22 protein-coding genes and 1 pseudogene are annotated in these 23493 nt (G+C 42.6%); 2 read left to right on the top strand and 21 right to left on the bottom strand.

Translation table 11 applies throughout. The annotated features are described in order from the left end of the window. Positions 1–16: 16 nt before the first annotated feature. The 9 genes from mnhG to FR741_RS18220 form a co-directional block, all read right to left on the bottom strand. A complete protein-coding gene (gene mnhG / locus FR741_RS18260; protein WP_054867462.1) occupies positions 17–310 on the bottom strand; it encodes a monovalent cation/H(+) antiporter subunit G in 294 nt (97 codons plus the stop codon). Then, entirely contained in the window at positions 310–588 is a 279-nt protein-coding gene (locus FR741_RS18255) for a cation:proton antiporter (protein ID WP_046875930.1), read from the bottom strand. Before FR741_RS18255 ends, mnhG begins: the two co-directional genes overlap by 1 nt. Further along, a complete protein-coding gene (locus tag FR741_RS18250) occupies positions 581–1057 on the bottom strand; it encodes a Na+/H+ antiporter subunit E (protein WP_005392607.1) in 477 nt (158 codons plus the stop codon). The genes FR741_RS18255 and FR741_RS18250 overlap by 8 nt, the downstream gene beginning before the upstream one ends. After that, a complete protein-coding gene (locus tag FR741_RS18245) occupies positions 1054–2550 on the bottom strand; it encodes a Na+/H+ antiporter subunit D (RefSeq protein ID WP_167427379.1) in 1497 nt (498 codons plus the stop codon). The genes FR741_RS18250 and FR741_RS18245 overlap by 4 nt, the downstream gene beginning before the upstream one ends. Next, a complete protein-coding gene (locus tag FR741_RS18240; RefSeq protein WP_167427378.1) occupies positions 2547–2900 on the bottom strand; it encodes a Na+/H+ antiporter subunit C in 354 nt (117 codons plus the stop codon). Before FR741_RS18240 ends, FR741_RS18245 begins: the two co-directional genes overlap by 4 nt. Continuing rightward, positions 2900–5569 carry a hydrogen gas-evolving membrane-bound hydrogenase subunit E gene (mbhE, locus tag FR741_RS18235; RefSeq protein ID WP_174856105.1) on the bottom strand — a complete coding sequence of 890 codons (2670 nt, stop codon included), beginning with the start codon at positions 5567–5569 and terminating at the stop codon, positions 2900–2902. Before mbhE ends, FR741_RS18240 begins: the two co-directional genes overlap by 1 nt. A 166-nt stretch (positions 5570–5735) precedes the next feature. Then, positions 5736–5927, bottom strand: coding sequence for a hypothetical protein (locus tag FR741_RS18230; protein WP_005392611.1), 192 nt, complete (start codon positions 5925–5927; stop codon positions 5736–5738). A 109-nt stretch (positions 5928–6036) separates the two neighbouring features. Continuing rightward, on the bottom strand, positions 6037–6972 hold the full coding sequence (locus FR741_RS18225) for a universal stress protein (protein ID WP_046875927.1): 936 nt from the start codon (positions 6970–6972) through the stop codon (positions 6037–6039). A gap of 396 nt (positions 6973–7368) precedes the next feature. Further along, positions 7369–8088, bottom strand: coding sequence for an SDR family oxidoreductase (locus tag FR741_RS18220; protein ID WP_167427377.1), 720 nt, complete (start codon positions 8086–8088; stop codon positions 7369–7371). 135 nt (positions 8089–8223) lie between these two features. On the opposite strand from FR741_RS18220, the gene FR741_RS18215 reads away from it, so the two are divergent. Then, positions 8224–9132 (top strand): LysR family transcriptional regulator, encoded by a 909-nt coding sequence (locus FR741_RS18215; protein ID WP_167427376.1) that lies wholly within the window; start codon positions 8224–8226, stop codon positions 9130–9132. A gap of 90 nt (positions 9133–9222) precedes the next feature. Here FR741_RS18215 and FR741_RS18210 read toward each other — a convergent pair whose 3' ends face one another. Further along, the gene (locus tag FR741_RS18210; protein ID WP_167427375.1) at positions 9223–9996 is read right to left on the bottom strand and encodes an AraC family transcriptional regulator; all 774 of its coding nucleotides are present in this window, start codon (positions 9994–9996) and stop codon (positions 9223–9225) included. A 99-nt stretch (positions 9997–10095) separates the two neighbouring features. On the opposite strand from FR741_RS18210, the gene FR741_RS18205 reads away from it, so the two are divergent. Then, entirely contained in the window at positions 10096–11232 is a 1137-nt protein-coding gene (locus FR741_RS18205; RefSeq protein WP_167427374.1) for a multidrug effflux MFS transporter, read from the top strand. A 116-nt stretch (positions 11233–11348) separates the two neighbouring features. Here the strand turns inward: FR741_RS18205 and FR741_RS18200 are convergent, their stop codons facing one another. From FR741_RS18200 to FR741_RS18150, 11 genes and pseudogenes are all read right to left on the bottom strand, one after another. Further along, positions 11349–12452 (bottom strand): alpha/beta hydrolase, encoded by a 1104-nt coding sequence (locus FR741_RS18200; RefSeq protein ID WP_167427373.1) that lies wholly within the window; start codon positions 12450–12452, stop codon positions 11349–11351. A 223-nt stretch (positions 12453–12675) separates the two neighbouring features. Next, positions 12676–13086, bottom strand: a complete 411-nt coding sequence (locus tag FR741_RS18195) for a hypothetical protein (RefSeq protein WP_006741077.1) — start codon at positions 13084–13086, stop codon at positions 12676–12678. 203 nt (positions 13087–13289) lie between these two features. After that, positions 13290–13778, bottom strand: a complete 489-nt coding sequence (locus FR741_RS18190; RefSeq protein ID WP_233059826.1) for a hypothetical protein — start codon at positions 13776–13778, stop codon at positions 13290–13292. Between the two features lie 78 nt (positions 13779–13856). Further along, positions 13857–14420 (bottom strand): hypothetical protein, encoded by a 564-nt coding sequence (locus tag FR741_RS18185; protein WP_049775473.1) that lies wholly within the window; start codon positions 14418–14420, stop codon positions 13857–13859. Further along, the gene (locus FR741_RS18180; RefSeq protein ID WP_006741081.1) at positions 14420–16651 is read right to left on the bottom strand and encodes a hypothetical protein; all 2232 of its coding nucleotides are present in this window, start codon (positions 16649–16651) and stop codon (positions 14420–14422) included. Before FR741_RS18180 ends, FR741_RS18185 begins: the two co-directional genes overlap by 1 nt. Before the next feature lie 893 nt (positions 16652–17544). Further along, positions 17545–18121: pseudogene (locus FR741_RS23785) on the bottom strand (DUF4150 domain-containing protein); the annotation flags it as partial. A gap of 148 nt (positions 18122–18269) precedes the next feature. Continuing rightward, positions 18270–19061 carry a type IVB secretion system protein IcmH/DotU gene (gene icmH, locus FR741_RS18170; RefSeq protein ID WP_006741083.1) on the bottom strand — a complete coding sequence of 264 codons (792 nt, stop codon included), beginning with the start codon at positions 19059–19061 and terminating at the stop codon, positions 18270–18272. Further along, entirely contained in the window at positions 19058–20383 is a 1326-nt protein-coding gene (gene tssK / locus FR741_RS18165) for a type VI secretion system baseplate subunit TssK (RefSeq protein WP_047008196.1), read from the bottom strand. Before tssK ends, icmH begins: the two co-directional genes overlap by 4 nt. A gap of 11 nt (positions 20384–20394) precedes the next feature. After that, positions 20395–20895 carry a type VI secretion system lipoprotein TssJ gene (tssJ, locus tag FR741_RS18160; RefSeq protein ID WP_005392625.1) on the bottom strand — a complete coding sequence of 167 codons (501 nt, stop codon included), beginning with the start codon at positions 20893–20895 and terminating at the stop codon, positions 20395–20397. Then, positions 20888–22381 (bottom strand): type VI secretion system-associated FHA domain protein TagH, encoded by a 1494-nt coding sequence (gene tagH, locus FR741_RS18155; RefSeq protein ID WP_167427372.1) that lies wholly within the window; start codon positions 22379–22381, stop codon positions 20888–20890. Before tagH ends, tssJ begins: the two co-directional genes overlap by 8 nt. A gap of 9 nt (positions 22382–22390) precedes the next feature. After that, positions 22391–22990, bottom strand: a complete 600-nt coding sequence (locus FR741_RS18150; RefSeq protein ID WP_005392629.1) for a hypothetical protein — start codon at positions 22988–22990, stop codon at positions 22391–22393. Positions 22991–23493: the final 503 nt, after the last annotated feature.

Genomic DNA, 23493 nt, shown 5'->3' with positions numbered 1-23493 from the left:
TTAAACAAGAAAAAACTTAATCATTGCGCCAAATCTTATATCCGACCTCTCGCATTGCTCTTCCGAGCAGGTGGGAGGCGACTGGTGCCGTGAGAACGATAAACAACATCGTACCGATAACTCGGGAGATCACGGTGACTTCAGGAATTGAGAGGGCAACCGCTAGTAGTAAGCAACTAACTCCGACGGTACCGGCTTTGGTTGCGGCATGCATTCGGGTGTATAGATCTGGTAACCGCAACACACCTAAACTAGCGCTTAGGATCAATAACGTCCCTAAACATAAAAACAGCCCAATCAACACATCCATTATTCTCTCTCCTTCCTTTTAACGATCAAACGCGCAAATGCGATTGTGCCAAGAAATGCGACCAAACCTAATGTAATGGCGATATCTAACAAGGCATCCTCACCACTGTCTAAGGTGTAAACCGTAATAAAACCGATGGTGATAAATGAAATCAAATCTAACGCCACAACTCGGTCAGCCAGCGTTGGTCCTAAAATTAAACGGAAGAAAGCCATAACAAAACTGAGTAATAGCCCTGCATAGGCAAAAGTGACACTTATTTGCAGCCAACTATCCACGCGTCACCTCCAAAATTCGATGCTCTAATCCGTTTTTAATTCCACGGATAACTTCTTCATGCTCAGGTGCAAACATGGCATGAACGATAAGATGCTTTTTATCAGGCGTAACGTCCAAACTGAGTGTGCCCGGGGTTAACGAAACCATATTCGCAAGTAAGGTGATTTCAAGGTCGGAATCGACGTCCAAAGGGACGTAGACGATATCTGGCTGGCTCAAATGCGTTGGCGTCACGACATCCCACACGACTCTTGCAACCGATATGATCATTTCATAAGCGAAGTACACCAGTAACTTTAATGCCGACGCAAAACGTCGAAAGTAGCTGGTTTTTAATCCAAATGGTTGGCTCAACCGTAAGGCAAAAAAACCGACCGTAAACCCGACAATAAAATTCAAACTCGAATAGCTGCCGTTTAACATCATCCATGCTAATGCTAAGAAAAGATTGAGGAATAGATAGATCATAGATTTCCTCCCAATACCGCTCGAATGTATTCATTCGGATTTAACAGTTGTTCAGCAGCTTGAACAGAAAACTGATAAAAAGGCTCCGCCACCAAGCCTATGATCAACGTGAACATGGTCAATACGGCAATTGGAACGCAATACAACCAATGTACTTTGACTTGCAGAGTCTGTTCTGTTTTCTCCCTAACCGGCTTTTTCCAGAATGCCTCACTCCAAATTTTCGTCATCGAGTAGATAGTAAGCAGCCCCACCAATAGCGCGGTACCTGCTAACCAGTAATATTCAGCCTGTAAACTCGATTTGATCACCAAGAATTTGCCCCAGAAACCAGAGAGCGGCGGAAATCCTGCCAGAGAAAACGCAGGGACAAGAAACAAGAACGCTAACCAAGGCATTGCTTTATATACCCCGCCCAACTGTTCAAGTTGACTAGACCCATATTTGCGCTCAATAAAGCCACCGATTAAGAACAAATTTGCTTTTACAATGATGTGGTGAACAATGTAGAAAATTGCGCCAGCCAAAGCTAAGGGAGTGTAAATCGCCAACCCCATGATCATATAGCCTATTTGGCTAATAATGTGAAAAGAAAGAATCTTCTTAATGTCGAATTGACTTGCCGCCCCCAAAACGCCCGTTAACATGGTGAGGCCAGCAATCCAAATCAACGTCGGCTGCCAACCACTCTCGGCGAGCGGAAATACCAATGTGAAGACTCGTATTAACGCGTATACGCCGACTTTAGTAAGCAACGCAGCAAACAGCGCAACCACACCACTTGGTAAGGTGTGATAAGAAGCTGGCAACCAAGCAAATAAAGGAAATAGTGCCGCTTTGATAGAAAAGGCAAACAAAAACAAGGCGGACAACATCATGTTGATGCTCAGTTCGCTCTCTCCCGCTTTGGTATAGAGATCGGCCAAGTTCAAGGTGCCCGTTGCGCCATACAACAAACCGATGGCAAGTAAGAACACTAGCGTCGAAATCAGGTTCAACATCACATACTTCACTGCCCCATCAATTTGAGTTTTCGTTGCATCTAATACCATTAAACCAAATGACGCGATGAGCATGACCTCGAACCAAACATACAGATTAAAAATATCTCCGGTGAGGAACGCGCCATAAACACCAGCAAGCAACACGTGCGTCAACGCATGGTAATTGCTATAGGAAGGTTTTCGGTGAAGGTCCGCCATGGCATAGAAAACACATATCGCACCAATCACCGCCGTAATCATCACCATGGCAACGCTGAAGTAATCTGCGACAAAAACGATACCAAACGGTGCTTGCCACTGGCCAAAAGCAACGGCTTGAATACCATTACTTATGATGTTTTCTGTGAGAAGGCCTGCGACGACAAGGCTCAAAATCGCACTGGCGCCACTTAACCACTCAGCACTTTTTGTTGAGCGACGTACAAAGAAAATGGTCAGCGCCGTACTCAATGAAAGAACAACAGGTAACGTCAGCAAAATCGAACTCATTGACCCTCCTCAGAACGTTGCATTTCATCGACGTCTGCGGTTCCAGAATCTTTATAAGCTCGATAGAACAACATTAAAGCAAAAATAAGTAGCCCAAAACCGATGACTATCGCGGTTAAAATCAGCGCTTGAGGTAATGGGTTTGCTGCGCCATCTGGTGGCAAAAGAGCATTATCGCCAATCAGTGGCGGCTCTCCAGGAGTCAGCCTTCCCGCTGTAAAAATAGCAAGGTTAACCGCACTACTGAGTAACATGATACCGAACAAAAGACGCAAGATATGCTTTTCCAGCATTAAATAAACACCTGCGGCGACAAATACTCCAACGACAACACTCCAGACTATTTCCATCACTCTAGCTCCTCATTAATACGAAGCAGCATACCCATCACGCCACCTATAACGGCAAGGTAAACACCAACATCAAAAACCAATGGCGTCCCTAGTGGTATCACATCTTTCCACCACAGTCCGGTCAAAAACGGTTTATCAAACGCAAAGCTCAAAGCACCAGATACTAAGCTCAATGTAATGCCAGATAACGCAATGAAAAACGGCTTGAAATACAATCTAGAACGAACGTATTTCGGTGATTCCGCGAACATGAGAAGCGATAAGCCAATAACGGCAATCAATGCACCAATGAAGCCACCACCCGGTTCGTTATGACCACGTAATAACAGATACACAGAGAACACGAGCATGAGCGCCGCGACGATATGTGCCGTGGTTGCAAAAATTAATGATTGAATACGGTTTTGCTTTTTCGCTCTTGTCTTAAGCAAGCTCACTGCTGCAATCCCAGCAATGACAACGACGACAACCTCTCCCAATGTATCGAACGCACGAAAGTCGACGAGAATGACGTTGACAATATTGCGCCCATGCCCGCCTGGGACACTATTTTCCGCAAAGAAATCCGACACCGATGAATCCATCGGCTGGGACGTGATTCCTAACAAGAGGAAAGTAATCGAAACACCTATCACGCCCGCTATACAAACATTTGCCAATTTACGTTTTATTGAATGCTTGGGCACGGTGGTTAAACGCGGCATATGACGCATTAACAATGCTAAAAAGACCACCATTAATGTTTCCACTAACAGTAGAGTCTTCGCGACGTCCGGAGCACTGTAGATCATAAAAACAAGCGTGGTCATAAAACCAATCATACCTAGCGCAGAAATCGCAAGAAGCCTTGAGTGAGACAACGTACATACGATCGCTGCACCAACCAGCAATAAGGCAATGCCAATTTCATAGAAAGCCACGTTTGAAAGCTGTTCAAACAAAGGCAGAGGAATAAATGCTACCTGACCAAGCAAAGCGACGGCGAGTACCGTGAAAAATAGCAGGACATAACGACTCAACTTCTTTTGCTGCAACAGCGCCGTTTGCCACTTCGCCAGTGCCATCATGCCATCTAATAGTCGTTCAAAAGCGTTCTCCGCTTTAGGTACGAACAGATGTAACCGCTGAAAAAATGCAGACACAGTAGGATAAACACGGTACACCACATACCCCAATACTAGCGTGATAACGCTTAGGACCAGCGGTACATTCACACCATGCCATAATGATGTCGCTTTAAGAGCAGCTGTGGGCAGAATGTCAGCAGAGCCCGGAAAAATGATATTGCGATCTAACCAATTTAAACCGACTAAAGGAACGATGAGACTGCCAAGTGCCAAGAGTAAAGGTGAAACCCACATAGCCTTTTGGGCCTCAATCGGCTTCGTTTCAATTGGCACGAGATCACGGTGAGCAAAGAATGGTCTCGCAATAAGCATAATAGTTAGCGCAACCATCAGTATATTCACGATTAAAAGTACAAAGGCGATCCAGTTATTGAGCTCTACGGCGGATTTGTACATGTATTCTTTGCTCAAAAAGCCTAACAACGGCGGGAATCCCGCTTTAGACAATGCAGCCAAACTCCCCGCAACCATGCTGATGACGAGCACTGACTTCAAGCCGTACAGTTGATCGATATCTCGTGTTCCTGTCGCTTTGTCGATATTGCCCACCACCATAAACAGCGCTGCTTTATAGAAAGAGTGAGCGAGAATAAACATCAATACTGCACTCACGGCCAAATCTGTGCCCATACCTAACAATAATGTTAGTTTCCCCAAAGCCACGTTCGTGCTGTAGGCTAGCATCAGCTTCAAGTCAGTTTGTTTTAATGCGACAAACGTGCACCAAACGGCGGTGATACTCCCTGTGATCACTAAGGCATAAAACCAAACCTCGCTATGAGCATAAACTGGCGATAAACGCGCTAACAAGTAAATGCCTGCCTTTACCATTGTTGCCGAGTGTAAATACGCACTGACCGGAGTGGGCGCTGCCATCGCGTTAGGTAGCCAAAAATGAAACGGGAACTGCGCAGATTTAGTAAATGAACCAAGTAGTATGAGCACTAGAGATGGGATAAACCATTCATGCTGCGCAATAGTGTCCGCCTGAGCGATGATCGTATGTAGCTCATAACTCCCTGCCATCGCTCCCAACAAGATAAGGCCAGCTAACAACGCTAATCCACCAGCACCTGTAACGATCAACGACTGCAGTGCATTTTTTCGTGACGTTTTGTTTTCGTGATTAAAACCAATCAGTAAGTAAGAAGTGATGGTGGTGAGTTCCCAGAAAACGAACAACAATAGGATGTTATCGCTCATCACAATCCCTAGCATGGCAAGCATGAATAGGGTTAGGTATAAATGAAAGGAAAATCGGCTATCACTCTCTCGTAAGTAAGCCAAAGCGTATATTTGGATCAGTGCGCCAATCCCGCTGATCAGCCCGGCAAAAAGGAATGACAGACCATCTAACCTAAAGCTGAAGTTAATATCGAGGCCAGGTATCCATTCCGCATTCCAGCTTACGCCTGCGGGTGTGTAGATGTAAAAAAGAAAAGAGAAGATTAAAATTGGCAGCACAGGGAAAATCAGTAAGACCAACTGATTATCGGGATTTTTCGGCAGGTTTTCTTTACCCGTTATGCTATTCAACATCGCAGCCCATTCATTTTTATAAGAAAGTTCGCCCTATTTGGCGCAAAGATAAAAAGCTCCACTTGATTGTTTTAGCCCAAGTATTTCAAAAAAGATCATAAAACCAAGGGATAAGTAGCAAACAGCAATCACTGAATGCTACTTAAAGGAACGTTAATACAAACAGCTACTTGCTGTCCGCTACGGTGTAAGAACGTAGATCACTACTTACGTGTTCTCGACTGAATGTGTATGGATTATCGTCATCAGTTAACTCGAACGCATCGTAGGTGCAGTCACCGATATCATTTCTCGGACAAACATAAACGTTCGAACGTTCTATCATTTCTGTGTGGCATTTCGGGCATAGGTTTTTCATGTCACTCTCCTCTGATAACTTATTGATACACTGATAATTCCATGTTCTAGTCTCCGTCTCCCTCCTTTACCTAAAACAACCACTTAAACCCAGGTTTGTTACACACCAATTACTGAATCGGCGATACAAAACCATCGGGCTTAAGAGCGACCAAACTACAGTTTATAGATTGCAAAATGTTTTCAGCCGTATTACCAATGACGTAGCCAGATATCCCAGTTCTCGCTAAGGTCCCCATGACTAGAACGTCCACTTCTATGCTTTCTACGTAATCCGGGATTTTTTCATCAGGCTTTCCGTGTAAATGATGAATCACAATTTCACCCGTAATCCCCGACTCTTCCAGCAGTTGTTGTAGAGCTTGTTTATGATCGGCTTTTGCTTTGTCGAGTTCATGTTTCAACTCAGCATCGTCGACTTGAATCCAAGCATTGTCATGTAGGTAATTCTCTAAGTAATATTCCCAGCAAGAAATCACATGTAAACGACTGTCACAGGTGTCGGCTATTGAACGAGATAATTCAAGTAAACGCACCGCTAATGAGTGCTGTTCATCGCTCGCCGTTAACGGATCTATAGCAACAGCCACACGGCGTTTGTCTCTCGGCTTATCAATCGGTCGGTGTAACCATAATGGACAAGGACATTTGCGTAACAGTGTCATATCAATGGCTTTGAAGCCTTCAGCGCCTTCACCGAGTGGTTCAGCTTCTTTGATGATAAGATCTTTGTTGTCAGCTAATGCTTCTTTAATGATACAGACAGCGGGTTTTTCACTGCTTTTCACAGTAAGAGGAAATGCCAGATCATCTTCAGAAAGATCGAGCTTCTGTCTGTATTCCTGAATGCTTTGTTTGAGGGAGTCTTGTAGCGATTGCTCATAACTTTGCTGATACTGGAGCATATCCGCGGGGAAGTCGGGGCACGCAATTAGCCCTGAAACAGGCACTTTGTTGCTGGATGCGATCCTCATCGCTTGTTCGAGCGCCTCACTATGACCAGGCAATCCTTGTGTTGCAAAAAGTATGTTCGCGAATCGTTTCATACACACCTCCTTGTTTGGTTAAATATTAACCACCCACAAAGTATAATACCTAACGGATAATTGTAACGGCTTGTGACGTTGATGAAATCAATTCTCATTAAGCTATGGATATTGATTCATTTTGCTTTACGTCACCTTCTCCTTTTCTTTACGACTGTGGCCCGCTGACCCCAATAGAGCTACATACTAAAAATTGAGACCAAATAAAAACCCAAATTACTCAAAGTTTTTTCTCACCTTGAGTAACTTGGGTATAAGCAATAACACACTTAGGCTACGGACTTAAATGGGTAACCTAAATTTTCATACGACTTAGTTGAAAGATGCCATATCAATCACGAATCGGTGTGCAAATATTCACAGCCCTAATGATCCAGAAGTCGCTGTAAATTAATGTTAAGGTTGCTGTTTTGTCGGTGCCAAAGCAATTTCGCGAACACATACACCTTGCGGTTGCTGATAAGCAAACAGCACTGCTCGTGCAATATCGTCGGCTGCCAACACGCCCCCCATATCCTCTTTCCAAGCATCATAGCCATCTTTAATATCTTGAGACGTAGTATGGGAAAGTAATTCAGTTTCCACAGCGCCAGGTGCAATAGTCGTAACGCGAACATTCGATGATGCGACTTCTTCACGTACGTTTTCAGAAATCGCATGAACCGCAAATTTGGTACCACAGTAAGCGGCATGATCAGGAAATGTTTTCTTGCCCGCAATAGAGCTGATATTGATGATCGTACCACTGTTACGCGCTTTCATCGGTGCTAAAACGGACTGCATGCCATTTAGCAAGCCAAGTACGTTCACATCAAACATGCGCTTCCACTCCGATGCGTCCTGAGTATCTATCTGGCCTAGAAGCATAACGCCTGCGTTATTTACAAGTGCATCTACCGGACCATACAACACTTCAGCTTTCTCAATTGCCGCTTCAAAAGAAGCTTTATCGGTCACATCTACCTTTTCACAAAGCGTATTTGGTAAGTTTAATGCTTCTAAACGTTCTACACGTCTTGCTAACAAAAGAAGAGCATGGCCCTGTTCACTGAAGTGACGTGCAATCGCTTCACCAATGCCTGAACTAGCGCCTGTAATAACAATTAACTTTTTCATTTTGAATCCTTAATAGAACGGTTTACATCAGTGGCGATAAGTTTAAGAAAACTTTGTTTGTTGATATATACCGACCTAGTTGAAACACTGTTGTTATACTGCAACAATACTTTTTTGAATTACGCAGAAGTCATCATGCAAACACACATCAACCTTGCGGATATCCGCTCTTTCGTCCTAATCGCTCAACTAGGAAACTTCACGAAAGCAGCAGAGCAACTTGGCGTTTCTCGCTCACACGTTTCACGTCAAATAACAAATCTGGAACAACAGATTGGTGCCACTTTGCTACAAAGAACCACTCGAACACTGAAGCTCACCGAAGCAGGCAAGGTTCTGTATAAACAGTGTGAAACCGCCCTTCACAATATTGATCAAGCTGTTATGGCAGTGGTTGATGATGTAGAAGAATTAAGAGGCGAAATTCGTATCAACTGCGTGGGGGGTTATTTAGGGGAAGACGTTGTCGCAGATATCGTTGCTCAGTTTCTAATCCAACACCCACAAGTGAACATTAACTTAGATTTTAGCAGCCATCGTGTCGATTTAATCGCGGATGAATTCGACATCGCTTTTCGAATGGGAAAGTTAGACGACTCCAACTTTATCGCTCGCAAACTGATTGATGTGGAAATGGGGACGTACGCAAGCCCAAGTTATTTAGAAACACATGGCTATCCTTCGCATCCAAAAGACTTAGAAAAACACATTTGTTTGACAGGTAGTGTGACACGCTGGGCATTCGAGAACACAAATACAAAGCAGTCAACGGAACACCAGATACGTGGACAGTTACGATGTAAGAGTGGCAGAGTAATGATAAAAGCAGCGTTGGCGGGAAATGGTATCATCCGTGTACCAGCACTTTATTGCCAACAAGAACTCCAGACAGGCAAGCTAAAAGAAGTGTTTACCGACTGGAGCATTCCGAGTGTGGAGTTTTCACTCCTTTACCATCACGACCGACATCAACCAAAACGCATCCGAGCCTTTGTTGATTTTACCACGCAATACTTTCGCAAACTGCAGAGTAAAGACAAGTAACCTGCACGTTGGTACCTGTCTATGTATGCTTTATAGGCTGAGCCTGTGAACCTGGGGTTTGTTCTAGAAAGAGTGTGAGCATTTTGACGCTTAAGGCTTGGTTTTCATAAACGTCAGAGGTGTTTGTCCAGTTTGCTTTTTGAAAAATGCAATAAAAGCACTGTCTGACGAAAACTCCAGCCAATCGGCAACTGCGCTGACTGGCATGCCCGTTGATAACAATTCAACTGCTTTTAAAAGCCTCCACTGTTGCCGCCAATCTTGATAATTCATGCCCGTTTCCGACTTAAATAATCGTGTTACCGTCTTGGTGCTTGCCCCAACTTTGCTTGCAAGAGTAGTAAGCGAAGGAGCTAGAAATGAAGGTTCAACCAACTCTCGACGAAACGTTGTTAAGCGCCGATGTGATGGCAAAGGCAACTGAAACGAATAACGTTTCGCAGCATAAAACTCCTCCCAAAAAAGCGCCGTCGTATTTACCATCTCGCCGCTAGGCTTAGCCCACTCCCAAAATGACATTTTATCAATAAGAGCTTGGAGTAAATTATTCACTTCTATCATCGTGATCTTACTCGGACAGGCAAACTCCTCACAATCAAAATACAAAGATCGATACGCTACCACATTCGTCATTAGTGCGCGATGCGTCGTATTAGGTGGGATCCAAACCGCCTTTGTCGGTGGCAAAATACAAATCGAGTCTTCCAGAGCAAAACTCATACAACCTTGAGGTGCGTACAATAACTGCCCTTTTTTGTGCTGATGCATACCTGAGTCGTGCTTGCCAATATCCGCAGCAATTCCCACTACACAATTAGAAATTTTGTCTGCATCAAATTGTGTTTTTTCGTTAATAAGCGCCATTTTGTCCGAATGTTGATGTATTTGGTTTTTATGTTGTTATTAGATCAATCATAGCCTCATTTATACTGCCCGCCAACTTCATTAACGATGGGTAACAATATGAATACTAAGCCCTCTTTATGGCTCATGCTGGTTATGTTGATGTTTCCACAAATTGTAGAAACCATCTATAGCCCAGCGTTGAGCTCAATCGCTCTATCATTTGATGTAAACCACGCACAAGCAGCCCAAACATTGTCGATTTACTTCCTAGCTTTTGCCGTTGGCGTTGTAGTTTGGGGAGTGCTCGCAGATAAACTGGGAAGAAGGCCTACCATGCTTATTGGGCTCTTTATCTATGGTTGTGCATCTTTACTCGCAACTCAAACCGAAAGCTTTGCTGTTGTCATGGCTGCGCGAGCCCTGAGCGCATTTGGTATCGCGGTAGGTTCCGTTGTCACACAGACCATGCTTCGTGACGCGTTTGACGGTCAAGAACTAAGTAAAGTCTTCAGCTTAATGGGGATGGGTATATCAATCAGCCCGGTAGTAGGCATGCTATTAGGCGGACAGCTTACAGGGCTTGGTGGATATCGTTATGTGTTTTTTGCCTTATTTTTAATCGCGCTAGTATTGCTCGCTTATAACGTTATTAAGCTTCCTGAAACAAAGAAGGAACACACACCAGTGCGGTTGCATCAACTTAGCTTGAAAATGCTAAGAGACGCGCGAATTTGGCGCTCAGCATTATTAGTCGCTTTGTATAACATTGCTCTGTTTGCTTATTACCAACTTGGCGCATTTACTTTCTCAGCACTTGGGTATAGCTCCGAACAATTTGGATACAGTGGCATGGTACTGGGGTTAGGCACTCTGCTTGGGAGTTATTTAAACAAATCCCTAGTGTCTAAAAATGTTCGAAAAAACCAACTACTTTGGCTCTCCGCAGTATTGCTTAGTTTGGGATCAGTCGGTGTGTTGATTCTGAGCCAATCAATCTGGTTTGTTGCTCCAATGATGTTAGTCGTCATGTCGTATGGGATTGCGATACCCAACATACTCAGTGATGCACTCGTTGATTATAAACAACAGGTAGGTAGCGCAGGTGCTTTATTTGGGCTCATGTACTACATCATGATCGGGACGGGATTAGCGATGGCTGGAACAGTACAAAACTTAGGTGTCGTTCTATTAGCATGTAGCTGTTTAGCGATTTTATTAGCGTTTTCTACAAAACAAGTTCATACCGACTTGTGAGTATAATAATGAAATACTCTCCGTAATGGTTCACCGAGAATCTAGAGAATTTTTCAATCAATAGGAACTGAGGAGCACAATAGTAACCGCTCCTCAGTTGTCTTCTAGAGGGCGATCTAAACTAAATTAACCTTAAAGAAGCTCTCTAATTTATCAAATGGGATCACATCCAATTGATCGTAGAGATCCGTATGATTCGCATTTGGAATGATCATCAATTCTTTAGGCTCTGCCGCCGCTTCATACGCCGTTTCACTGAAATAGCGAGAGTGCGCCTTTTCGCCATGAATGAACAACACTGGGCGTGGAGATATCTCTTCAATGTAGGTCAGAATTGGCATATTCATAAACGACAGCGGCGTTGTGAGTGTCCATGCTGCATTTGAATTAATGGCTCGTGGATGAAAGCCACGTTCAGGAGACTTGTAATAGGCTGCATACTCAACAACAAATTGGGGCTCACCTCCAACTAACTCAAGCGATACTGGCCCGTAAGTAGGTGTTCCATTTTCGGCATCTTCCCATCGTTGCAGGCATAGCTGCTCTAACGTTTGCGTGCGCTGTTCAAACGTCGTACTGTCGTTATAGCCTTTAGACATTACACGGGTCATATCATACATCGTACTGGTTGCGACTGCTTTGACGCGTTTATCTGCAGCAACTGCGTTTAACGCCATGCCGCCCCAACCACATATGCCTATCACACCAATTTTCTGACGATCAACGTCTTTCTGTAGGCCAATAAAGTCCACAGCTGCGCTAAAGTCCTCTGTATTGATATCAGGTGATGCAACGTTTCTTGGTTCACCACCACTCTCTCCGGTATACGACGGATCAAACGCTAAAGTAATGAAGCCTCGCTCGGCTAATGTTTGAGCATATAACCCTGAAGACTGCTCTTTCACAGCGCCAAATGGACCACTAATGACGATAGCCGCAAGCTTGCCACTTTTATTTTTAGGTTGATAAAGATCCGCTGCCAACGTGATGCCATAACGGTTTTTAAAACTCACTTTGCGATGTTGAACTTGGTTACTTTTCGTAAATGTTTTATCCCAGGTGTCACCAAGATTTATTTGCGTCTCAGCTTGAACGGAACTCGTTGAGAGCGATCCGACTCCCATAGCAACCACGCTGGCACCCGTCATTTTCATCATATTGCGACGACCTTCATCAGGTTCATCTTGGTAACTTGCTTGATTGTCGTTCTGGCTTTTCATGGTAGACACTCCTAATTAACGTAACACACGATGAGTACAGTACGCGGAGGCTTTATCGCTCCTACTTTACTGACACGTACATTGTTGCAACTTTCGTATTTTTTCGTTAACCAGATACTACGCATTGCTTGCCTAATCTTCCGAAGATTGGTCTAAACCTCTTCTAACGTTAATTAAGGCGTAAATAAAAAGCGCCTGTCGGCGCTTTAATTATCTATAGCTCTTATTGCCATGTTGGCTCGCCAAACTCTTCACAACGTTGCTTGTCGTAATTTTCAATGCGCCCGCGTTTACCTACAAACTGAACCTGAACAACCATTCCAGCTTCAACATATTCACTGAAATAATCGCAAGAAACACGAAAACTAGTATCGCGTATCACAATTGGTACCCATTCATAGCCGCCGCTGCGTGGTAAGTAAGACTTGAAGGTAATGACCCCATCATCTGAAACGTTGATTTCTTCATCATATTCATTCAACTTATAAAAGCGTTGTCCATCAAACTCTGCCTTTGCTTTTTCAATTATTTCCTTCGTTGCTGTCGATTGCATCGGCGTATTTGACACCAGTTGACACCCAACAACAGATGTCAATACGGACAAAGCCAAAGCGAGTTTAGTTATTTTATTCATTTACCTAACCACTGTATAATTATTCAACACTTACCATTTTAAAAGGAGGGAGACCATACTTTATTTTAAAGAAAATAAAATGCGCCTTTCGGCGCTTTTTATCTGAACATTTCTTATCCAAACATCTCGAGTAAATTTTCTAGAAAAGCTAACTCTTTATTAAAATGAATTTTATTTAGGCTCTCACTGGAATCTATTGCTATTTAATCCCAAGCTTCAAACTCATTGGGCTTTACGTGTTTTATTTTTAATCTAACGTTGGGATCCAGAGCTGTTTCAGTTTCCAATTCACAGTAGTACTCAACAGCATTTTCATCTTCAATCATGTCAACGGAGTTAGCAACGACACTCAACCGCCCACCACCTCTAGTCAATGAAAAATACGCATTCTTGTTTTCATTTACTTCAAACTTCAAAGGAATGAATTCAGGTTCTTCAAAAGAAATATCTATCCATTTATAGTTATCTAAACTCTTCCCTTGTCTTGGAGTATAAACTGTTTTCAACCCATTTTCGTCAACAAAAAAATACATCGAATTCTCGGCTTGATTAAAGCAAGCTTTAAAACTGCCATCTTTATTTTCTAAATCACATGTGAATACGGTGGATTCTTGATCACAGCTTGCACTTACAGAAAGTGAAAGAGACAAGGACGATAAAAAGCTAATGATGTTTATATTCCTAATGAACAAGGAGCCCCCTCATCAAACATTCAAGAGTCACGCGCAAGAACCAGAGGATCGTTATAAGCTAACACATCTATTGTAAATTCAGTGAAACTCCGGTTCATTTGGGTCTTGAAATTGTTCAGGAAATCTTTTGATTAGTTCTTCTTCTAATATCACCGAGCCTGATGATTGACCTCCACCAAACGTGTTCAGCTCGGAAGTCTCTTCGCAAGATGAGCTAAATACAAGCTCACTACCTTTATAAACATGCAAGCTACAGTTATCAGCTAAATAACCGATACTATATCTGTAATCCCCTGAATAGAAAAAAATATTCCTACCTTGTAACTTACCAAGTCTTATATGATAACTTAAAAACTTACCTTTTGGGGTTTCTGCACTTTTTGGGTATTCTAATTCTACTTTATCGCTTGTCCCATATCGATACTTTACATAACCAGTACTTGGACTTCTATGCCCAGCCCCACACAAGGAAACATATTTTCGGTTCTCTAACTTTGCATTAAAGTAAATGTCCTCGTTGCTCTTACACAAAGTGACTGTTGTATCGCTTAGTTTTTTGTCTATCTGTGGGTGTACTGCTAAAACTGGGAAGCTTATTATGAGAATGCTTGACATAGCATGAAGTTTAATATTTTTTATCATTAGTTAAATACCTTATTTTCCCATAAAAGTTTGAAGTTTTCTCTACGCTTCCGGTAAGATTTATTGCTAGTATAACGGTTTACCTTACGTGTTATTTCATTCACAACTTTATCGTTGGCTCCTTTATCTGCCCTCTCAGGACCTTTAATATCTAGCCAAAACCAAGCAGCAGAGCGAGTCGCATATTTAGCCTCTAATATAAGCTCTGGTGTATTTAAAAAATCTACGACGTCCAATGGCCACTCTGATTGATTTTGTAAATGCCATTTATTGAAACGCTCATAATTGTCTCTGCCGGTAAGCTGTTTTAATCCACGCCCCCTAAAAATCCACCCATCATCAGTTGTCAAAAAATCACCATTCTTCATTTCGCTTCTGCCTCCATACATAACGTTAAACAATATCCTTTTGTCATCAAGAGTAGGAGAAGTACCATCTTTTTTAACGAATTTACCATTTTTCTTGTCTGCGATACCGTGAACATCAATATAGCGCTTACCTGCATATTTAGGGTGATCTAAAGGATATCGACGTGACCTAGCAGTATTAAATTCTGATGTATCCAGCGTAGAAATACGATAATTGGTATATTCAGCCATATTTAGGCTCTCACCGGTTTCTTGCATAAGCTGAGCAAAAAAGTGTGTTCTACGTAAAGGCGTATCTAGCTTATAAAAAAGCATGTGATCATTTAGTTCATTAACAATACCTTGTAAGACATCCCGCTTAGAGTCTTTAACTTCAGGGTATACCTCTTGTAGCATTTCTAGAGTAAACTTAAAGGCACCTTGAGTTTGAGGAATAAAAGGCCAATAATGCCAAAGACTCTTATCATCGCTTAGTTGCAAATCACCTTGTAAATCTTGCATCCATGAGAACTTATCTGCTCTTTCCAGTTCGAATTGCGAGAAAAGATCAAAGCTATCCATCACTTGATCGCGCCATGGGGAGTTACGGTAGTCCTCTATAGTCACAAAACCAGCGGAGCACTTAATATCTAGAGCTTCCTTTGCGGTCTGATGGATTGATTCATAAAGACTTTGTGACGACTCTGTATGCCAATCTGTAGGATGTTTCACAATAAATCGCTCAAAGTGTTTACGCTTACCGTCTAAGTATACTTTGGCATCGCGAGCAGTGAACGAGGAGAAGTCCGTTACTTGATCTTCTGTCACAGATTCAAGTAATTGCTGAATAAACGAATTACTCATATCAACGGCACCGCTACTATCGGCTCCATCGAGAACAACAAGTGGATTTTCTTCCGCATTTTTGGGAGAAATCTGTTTTTTGAAAAATTCGGGCGGCTCCTCAAAAGAGAACATCTCGATATGCACACGATTATCTTCTTTCTTAGTTCCAATTGCATCGTTACTGTACTCATGCAGTCCCATGTAACCGATATCTTCCCCAGCTGAAACCTTTATCCCCTCTCTAAATAGGAGTGGGAGTAAAGAAACCACACTACCGTCCCTAATCATTGCCGCCTTGTCCGACATCCATTTAGGTTCTGAAACTGGTTCTGATAGGACAGCAGAGGAATCTTCTAAAATGTCAAAGTCACTATTGAGACCCGAAGCAAACCAAACAATCTTGTTTAACAGTGCTTTTTCGCTACCACTTGCCGATTTACCATTCTCTACCACACGGCACTTTATCATTTTGTAGGTATTTTTGTCGATCTGGTATGGATGGGTCTCCTTCTCTTCTGCATACAGGTATTCAAGTAATGTTCCTTTAGACATCGACTGTTTTTTTTCACCAGAATTAGTAGGCACATCACTATGTTTGAAAGTGCGTACATTTCTCGCTTCTTGTAAACGGTAACGCGTGGTTATAGATGAATTGGCGCCAATATCTGAAGGTGGCGCAAGGTGCATATAAAGTGTATAGAACTTAAATACATCTTCATTATCTTCGGGGTTTACAGCCTCATGCTCGATAAGCACAAAGTTATTACTATACTTAAACTCTTGCTCTTGGTACGTTGATGTTAGGTAATCAGGATTTATGCGAAATGCCACTATTTTTCCATCAAGCATCGCTTGAATAGGTCTGAGCCCTTTCCCCCACGGTAACATTTTTGATGTTAAGTGAATGCCACTATGCCAACCGTACCCTTGTCCTATTAAATAACGACCGCTCTTAGCTTGATCAAACAATTTCGTAAAATCACTGAGCGTGTAGTAAGCGCCACCTTCTCGTTGCGCTATCGGAAAAACTGCATCCATGATTTAAATGTCCTAGTCAGAAAAGTTATCGTCAAAAGTGACAAATGATGGGCGGTTCAAGTTGTTTGACTTCGTGTACACCACCGCATTAACCCTACCTAAATTAGTAGCAAAGCTAGATTGGCTCGCTATGTTAACGGTACTCCCAAGGGCCATTGCCGATATAGAAATTAGGGTGTCATTTTTGGTTTCGAAAATTTGGCTAATGACGTCAGGAAGTGCTTGTTTGAAGTGGTTAAGTGCTTTTTTATAACCGTTTATACCCTCTTCAACAGAACTCAACGATCTTGCAGAAGCTTGGCTTTGTATGAAATCTAAACGACCGATGATTTCACTGTTTAGCTCATCGATGTATGAACAGATTTGATTGTTTATCAACGTCCATAAAACAAACTGCAAATACTTCACAGTATTCCCAGTCCCTAAAAAGCGAAGCTTCGCTAATAATTCATAGGGAGGCTCAAACACATCAGCTTGATATAAGACTCTCAATATATCGCCATTTTCGTGCACTTGCTCCAAGAGCAGTTCAACTAAAGGTTCATATTTCTCTAGCGCAGTAGTATCAGTTTGGATGTGATAAAGTGCCGAAACATAAGCATCAGAAAAATCTTTAGAGTGATTTTGACTAATCGCATAAGGAGACGATATACGGCTTTGCTCTAACACAATATCTTTAAAGTCATCATCACTGAAGGATGGGGACATCAATATCCCCCAGTCATTAGCAACCCCAACACGATCTTCCCAAAATGGCGAGCGGCGACCTGCGACAAACGTACAAAAATCATTCGGATCAGGGTAAGTTTCCGTCACAATATTTTCAGCTAAAGATTGGTTCGGCGTATAAGAGTCTTGAGTTTCGCTGAGCACTAACTTGCATTCTTTTAGAGCGAGACCATTAACAGATGCTTTTCCGCTAGAATCCAGCACTCCACTCCCAATGACAGCACCTGAAGGTTCGACTAAAGAAAATTGTGCATTAGAGTAAGGGAGCCCATTTGGATATTTGCATTCTATATCCAACGTATACGTCCCTTCCTGCTCTTCCGTCACAGAAACCGATGGGTTTTGTGCCCCACCAAGACACATGGTATTAGCTTTGTTCATGGTCATTTGATCGGATAGACGACATACGCCTTTGCCCTCAAATTTAACCGTTGGTGAAGCTGAAATGAATTTTGCTTCGGCTTCTATCGTGCCTGAGGCAACGCCTTTTCTGTCACCGCCCGCATCGCCAGTACTTTTTGAGAACGTACTGCCCTTGATAGCGACACTGTTACCGCCATCCATAGAGACTGTCGTAGTCCCACCAGCAAGGTCTGCTGATTTAGCATTGTTGCCATAAGGGATAGGAACGACTGGCTTGCCGACCTTAGTTAAACAAACATCTGGGAGCGTTGCATTCGCTTCACCACCTGAGCCTTTATGAACTATCGAAAGTCCATTCGCACCAACTGTTACGCCCATAACCAATCCATTTGAATTTTATTGATTGAATGATAAAAGAGATCGCACATTGCAATCTCTCTAAATGACTAGTGAATTTCACTAAAAGACCAGTGATATTCACAGCAAACCTTAAAACTGGCAGAAGATCTCATTTTTAGATTTCTGGTTATCTATACACTTCAAGCAGTTGCTGGAATTTTAAGTCTATGACGATGTAGGTTGCCGCATACATAAGCGCAAACGTAATCGCACTAAGACTCAAGATCAGCTTGGGTGAAATTACCCTTTTTAACGGCTTCTTTAGGTATTTAGCTTTAAGGTTGATTAAAGAAACTTTTTCTTGTTCTGCTAGGCGGTCATCTCGCACTAATCGATAAATGGTGCTGCCAATTTCCGCTAACTTTTCGTTACCACGCTCTTCACGGCCGTACTTGCCTTGGAAACCAAGTTGAAGCAATAAATAGAGAAACTCTATAACGTGACGGTATTTGCGAGGGTCGGCTTTTAAGCGGTCGAGAATAACGAAAAACTTGTCACCACCAGATGTTTCGTTATGGAATTCAGACAGTAAGCTGTTCTGGCTCCAGTGACTATTTGCCCCCCATTCTTGCCGACAAACAGATTCATCAATCGCCGCACACAAGCAGTAACGAATAACAAGAACCGAAGCACGATCGAGCTCCATTTCATTAAGTTTTCGTTCACCTTTTCGAATCTCACGTGCCACTTGTTCACGAAATGGCATCGGGTCATCAAGCCAAGGGATCGAAGACATACAAGACAGACTGGCGATCAACCATGAGAATTGATCCACCAGCGGGTTAATACCCATGTTGTCGATAGATAGATCTTGTACTGCGATGTTTCTCGATAAGTCAGGCGCTGGCATTACCTCCATTGGTTTGCCAGGCTCTGGTTGGAATAAGACTACGGTGACGTCTGTTTCTGCGTAACTCATAGACGAACGGCCCAAAGTTGCAATGATAAGTTAGCGAAATCGCCCGCAACGTGAATCGCAATCGCAGCAGTGTTCTTCAATGCCATCCACTCTTCACCCGTTTTATCGAGCTCGAAATAGGTATAGCCAGCGTGATACGGCAGCGCGCGTGGCACAACTGGCATTGGTTTGATCTCAATCCCTGGCAGTTGAAGGTTAATCAAGTCGCGAATGTTATCGATTGAACCGATCTTCGTTTGGCTGACAAACTGCGTATGCAGGACATCCAAGGTAACGTCGGCTTTAACTGCAAGAATAAAGGTCGTCGTATCAATGATCTTATTGTCAGGGATCGCTGCCGTTCTGATGCCATAGTTCTGATCTTTTAAGGTCAGTGGAATTGCTCTTTGTTCAGACATCACGCTCAATGTCATTTTCGCACTGTCTAGAACGCGAGAAAGACAGCTAGTAAGATCACCATGATTGTATTTAGTAAACTCAATAGGTCGGCGTGTCGTCGAGCACAGCGTCGAAAGCTCGCCCTCTGCCTGAAGAAGAATTCGATACAAAGACTCAGGGTGTACAGCTTCTGTGTTTGCAAAATGCCAAAACAAGGGTTCGTATCTATTGAGCGCTTGCAATAGCATAAAGTCAGAAACTGATGATACGCCTTGTTGATCCACCACTCCCAGTCGCTGAACTATGGATTCTGCGCGGTGCTTTAGCATAGAAGCAAACTCCGTCGCGAACTTATTAAGTACCGTAGATGCGTGAATATCAATACAGGTAGGAATGAAACTATCATCTAAGATCACGCTACCATCTGGCTTCACTTCCGAGATCTTGAGGATCGGAATAGACGTGTAAGCACTTTTATCTTCATGATCGTACATTAAGCAAAAGTTAAGCTTACCGACGACGATATTTGCCATGTCTTCCGAATCATAACAAGCATCAACCGCTTCTTGAGATTCCATCGTATAACGTGCACCATCTTTTTTAGTGCCAAATAACTCAGAACGTTCCGATGGTAACGGACAGCACAAATAAACCACTTTATCGGCAATCGAAGGATCCACATCTTTCACTTCTGGTAGTTCAGCGAGCAGTGGAAGTTCAAATGGCGTGCGGTCCTGTAGGATACCTTCTGCACGCGTAATACCAATTTTACCGAGGGCTAGCAGTTGTGAATTTATTTCCAAACGCTTAATCCCCCAATGTAAAGGAGATGCGTTGCTGCTCAACATACTCGACAGTTTACTTTGCGAACGATCGAGTTGTTGAAAATGCTGCGGCTTCATGAACATTCCATCTTGCCAAACAACTGGATTGTATAAAGACATGTTTCTATCCCTTAAAAGTAAACCTGTTCAATGCCGCGAGTATTATCAGAAATTAACTCACTGCCTTCTAACTTGAGCTTGATGTAGTACTCGCTCTTCTCTTCAATGACTTCAACTTTACGCCATGACGAACCATCAATATCACGAAAGGCCACAGAAAAACCGACGGCACGAGTGTCAGGGTCTAGCGTTAGCATTTCATGAACTTTTCCACCTGGCTGTATTTGATATTCATAACGTTTGATGTACTCATCACCCAACGACGCTTTATCGTTTTCAAACAGCGCAAAAAAATCTAAGCTCCGGAATAAAACTGGCGAATTTAATTCGTGAAGGCGGAGAATGACCGGAGATGACTGCCCCCCATCTCTCACATTGAGTACAGGTGACGCCTCAATAACCAATTCAATGGACGAAGTTTCTGGTGTGATACCCGTGGACTCTTTAAATTGATCCCACATGGAACAACCGGACAACATGGCAAATCCGAGTAATACAGCGATACTACGCATGGTTTCCCTTAATCACTTTGTTATAGTTTTTCTTAATCAGCCCTTTTAAGGATGTTTCGTTGAGCAGGCGACGATTGTTAGAGTAGAAATCTAAATATTCGCCCCACAGTTTTGACTTCGTTGAGAACAAAGATTGACTCGCCACTTTGTTAGCAAATGCAATGGGATCGTTCGTCTCTGATTGTTCTAAAATGAGCTCATTCAGCGCTTTATTAAACGTGACTTGGTGGTCATTCAACTCATCAAGCATTTGTTCTACCAGTTCATTTGGAGCCAGTAGATGTTGGCTATTGAGAGTCAGCATCAGCTCCGCAATGTTAGAGTTAGACTCACTCGTACTCTGCTCTTCTTTCAAGGACTCTACTTCGTGTAATTCTTTCTGCAGGTTATCAATACATAAGCGCAAACAAGTGCCCATTTGTTTGAACAACTGAGCTTCATTCGTCATTAGCTCGGGATTTCGAATACCCAAACCATCAAAAAACGCTTGTGCTATATCTTGATAACAGGCGGTTGCTTCGATACCCGCTTGCTCTTTAGTCGTACTGTTTATCGTAGGTTCTACCGCAGGCATTTGAAGTGGCTGATTAGTTTGAGAAGAAGGAGTAAATGACTGTGTCATCTCTTCCCATTTTGAACCTTTAGCAGTATGCTCGACGATCGTCTCTGTGGAGTTAGGTGCACGATGTTGTCTTTGAACTGCCCTATCTAGAATCGTCGTTTGGGGTTGAACCGTCTCTTCTGAGACAATATCTTCTCTATATGGCGTACCGTTCTCTACCCCTAACGAACCCTTTATTGATGCGTTACTCTTGGTCTCCGTAGCCATCCAATCTTCAGGGATGAGGCTTGGCTGATCGAACTCGGAGTATATGCTGAAACTGTCATCGACCACCTGACGTGTGCTTTCCACCGTTTTAGGTTGTTCAGGTTCTGGATGCTCATCGTCACGAATCAAATAATCATCATCTCGCTGCATTGAAAAGTTAAGGTGCGCAACAGGATCATGACAATCAATGTCATCCTGTTTAGTCTCCATAAACAAATCTTCTAAAGCGCCTACTTTTTCTTCTTCTTCGACAACTGCGTCTCCGAGGCTAACCAAAGGATCATTGGATACTCGCTCAGGGGCTATATCAGCGGCAATGTCTTGTGTCGAGGTAACATGCTCCAGAGAAACGCCAATTTCATATTGTCCTAAAGAAATAATATCGCCATCGACTATCGCAACAGGTTGATTTTTGAGTATTTTGTTTCCGTTAACCATAGTGCCATTAGTGGATACGTCACTAATATAGTAGGTATCTCCATACACACTGATCAGGCAATGAGTGCCTGATATAAAGCGGTTGTGATCGGTTAAAGACACACTACAACTTGGTGAACGCCCCATTGAACCACCATTCTCGGGCATTTCAATGTGCTTTACACCTGTGTATTCCTCTGGGCATTTAGAAATAAATAGAACTAGCTGATTTGAGTGCATCTATATACCTCAAAATAGCATAGAAACAGACAGTTCAAGCCCACCTATCCCATCATTGATAACTGGGAGAATATAAGAGGCTTGAGGAATGATTTGTATATGAGCATCTGGGTTACTACCTAGCTTAATGACTGTACCAACGGCGATAACTGCACCCAGCTCGAACTGATCGATGTCCTCGACACTCTTATAGCGGTAACCTTCTGGGTCAACTTGCCAACGGTTTGAATATTGTGAGTAACCTGCAGATAAACCAGCACCTACGTACGGTGTGAAAACGCTCCAAGAAGCCAGCGCATATTGCGGTACAACACGAAGTTCATAGTTAGTTACTTCTTGATATAGACCGCTAGCTGGCGCTTCGATATCTTCTGCTAGGTAGTTAAGCCCTAACCACCAGCGCCAACGGTTATTATTTTCATCAATAGGGCGAGAATGAACCAAGCCAAACCTCAGAGTGTCTTGTTCACCACTGTTACCTTCTTCGTAATTAATGCTATCGATAGTCAACATACTGGCAGAGAGTCCATAACGCTCTCCCTTTGCGACTGCAAAAGAAGAAAATAGACACATGGCTGAAATCAGCCCGATTTGACTTGGTTTTAGCATTTCGTCCCTCTAGGAAAACCGATATTCTACTTAGAGGCGAAAGATATCAATTATATTCTCTTTTTCAATAAGCCTAAAAAAACACCTATAACTTAATACATTTCAACTACAGGGTTGGTTATTTTACCTACAAACAAAAACTAATGGACCGAACTGAGTTAAAGCAATGAGCCTGTAAACCTATTTAATTAAATAAAAATTAAGAAGGCTCTATCACCAATTTTAGAGGGCTATTTTAAAGAACACAGACGAACAAAAAACAGACAAAATTAACAATTTAATCACATTTATTAACTCAAAAGATCGACTTCGTCATATATAAGGCTCTCCTTAAAAACAAATCGAACTATTGACATTAATATTATGAACAAAGATCACACTAAGGATAATTTAATTTATTTTTTAAGTGTTTTTATTATCTAAACAACTTCTTTTGTCTATAGAATCACTTCGGTAATGCACTGCTTACAATTTAATATAACAGCAGTGGAGTCCTATATACC

It is taken from the genome of Vibrio diabolicus (assembly GCF_011801455.1).
GTDB classification, from domain to species: domain Bacteria; phylum Pseudomonadota; class Gammaproteobacteria; order Enterobacterales; family Vibrionaceae; genus Vibrio; species Vibrio diabolicus.
Note: the sequence above shows the minus strand (reverse complement) of the source record. Positions and strands in the feature narration are given on the sequence as shown.

What these genes read in the sequence shown, in the direction of transcription:
- FR741_RS18180 (WP_006741081.1), bottom strand. Translation starts at nt 16,651, where the DNA reads ATGGATGCAGTTTTTCCGATAGCGCAACGAGAAGGTGGCGCTTACTAC.
- FR741_RS18245 (WP_167427379.1), bottom strand. Translation starts at nt 2,550, where the DNA reads ATGAGTTCGATTTTGCTGACGTTACCTGTTGTTCTTTCATTGAGTACG.
- tagH (WP_167427372.1), bottom strand. Translation starts at nt 22,381, where the DNA reads ATGCACTCAAATCAGCTAGTTCTATTTATTTCTAAATGCCCAGAGGAA.
- FR741_RS18195 (WP_006741077.1), bottom strand. Translation starts at nt 13,086, where the DNA reads ATGAATAAAATAACTAAACTCGCTTTGGCTTTGTCCGTATTGACATCT.
- FR741_RS18250 (WP_005392607.1), bottom strand. Translation starts at nt 1,057, where the DNA reads ATGATCTATCTATTCCTCAATCTTTTCTTAGCATTAGCATGGATGATG.
- tssK (WP_047008196.1), bottom strand. Translation starts at nt 20,383, where the DNA reads ATGTCTTTATACAATCCAGTTGTTTGGCAAGATGGAATGTTCATGAAG.
- icmH (WP_006741083.1), bottom strand. Translation starts at nt 19,061, where the DNA reads ATGAGTTACGCAGAAACAGACGTCACCGTAGTCTTATTCCAACCAGAG.
- FR741_RS18215 (WP_167427376.1), top strand. Translation starts at nt 8,224, where the DNA reads ATGCAAACACACATCAACCTTGCGGATATCCGCTCTTTCGTCCTAATC.
- FR741_RS18210 (WP_167427375.1), bottom strand. Translation starts at nt 9,996, where the DNA reads ATGGCGCTTATTAACGAAAAAACACAATTTGATGCAGACAAAATTTCT.
- mbhE (WP_174856105.1), bottom strand. Translation starts at nt 5,569, where the DNA reads ATGTTGAATAGCATAACGGGTAAAGAAAACCTGCCGAAAAATCCCGAT.
- FR741_RS18230 (WP_005392611.1), bottom strand. Translation starts at nt 5,927, where the DNA reads ATGAAAAACCTATGCCCGAAATGCCACACAGAAATGATAGAACGTTCG.
- FR741_RS18225 (WP_046875927.1), bottom strand. Translation starts at nt 6,972, where the DNA reads ATGAAACGATTCGCGAACATACTTTTTGCAACACAAGGATTGCCTGGT.
- mnhG (WP_054867462.1), bottom strand. Translation starts at nt 310, where the DNA reads ATGGATGTGTTGATTGGGCTGTTTTTATGTTTAGGGACGTTATTGATC.
- FR741_RS18240 (WP_167427378.1), bottom strand. Translation starts at nt 2,900, where the DNA reads ATGGAAATAGTCTGGAGTGTTGTCGTTGGAGTATTTGTCGCCGCAGGT.
- FR741_RS18220 (WP_167427377.1), bottom strand. Translation starts at nt 8,088, where the DNA reads ATGAAAAAGTTAATTGTTATTACAGGCGCTAGTTCAGGCATTGGTGAA.
- FR741_RS18150 (WP_005392629.1), bottom strand. Translation starts at nt 22,990, where the DNA reads ATGCTAAAACCAAGTCAAATCGGGCTGATTTCAGCCATGTGTCTATTT.
- FR741_RS18200 (WP_167427373.1), bottom strand. Translation starts at nt 12,452, where the DNA reads ATGAAAAGCCAGAACGACAATCAAGCAAGTTACCAAGATGAACCTGAT.
- FR741_RS18205 (WP_167427374.1), top strand. Translation starts at nt 10,096, where the DNA reads ATGAATACTAAGCCCTCTTTATGGCTCATGCTGGTTATGTTGATGTTT.
- tssJ (WP_005392625.1), bottom strand. Translation starts at nt 20,895, where the DNA reads ATGCGTAGTATCGCTGTATTACTCGGATTTGCCATGTTGTCCGGTTGT.
- FR741_RS18185 (WP_049775473.1), bottom strand. Translation starts at nt 14,420, where the DNA reads ATGATAAAAAATATTAAACTTCATGCTATGTCAAGCATTCTCATAATA.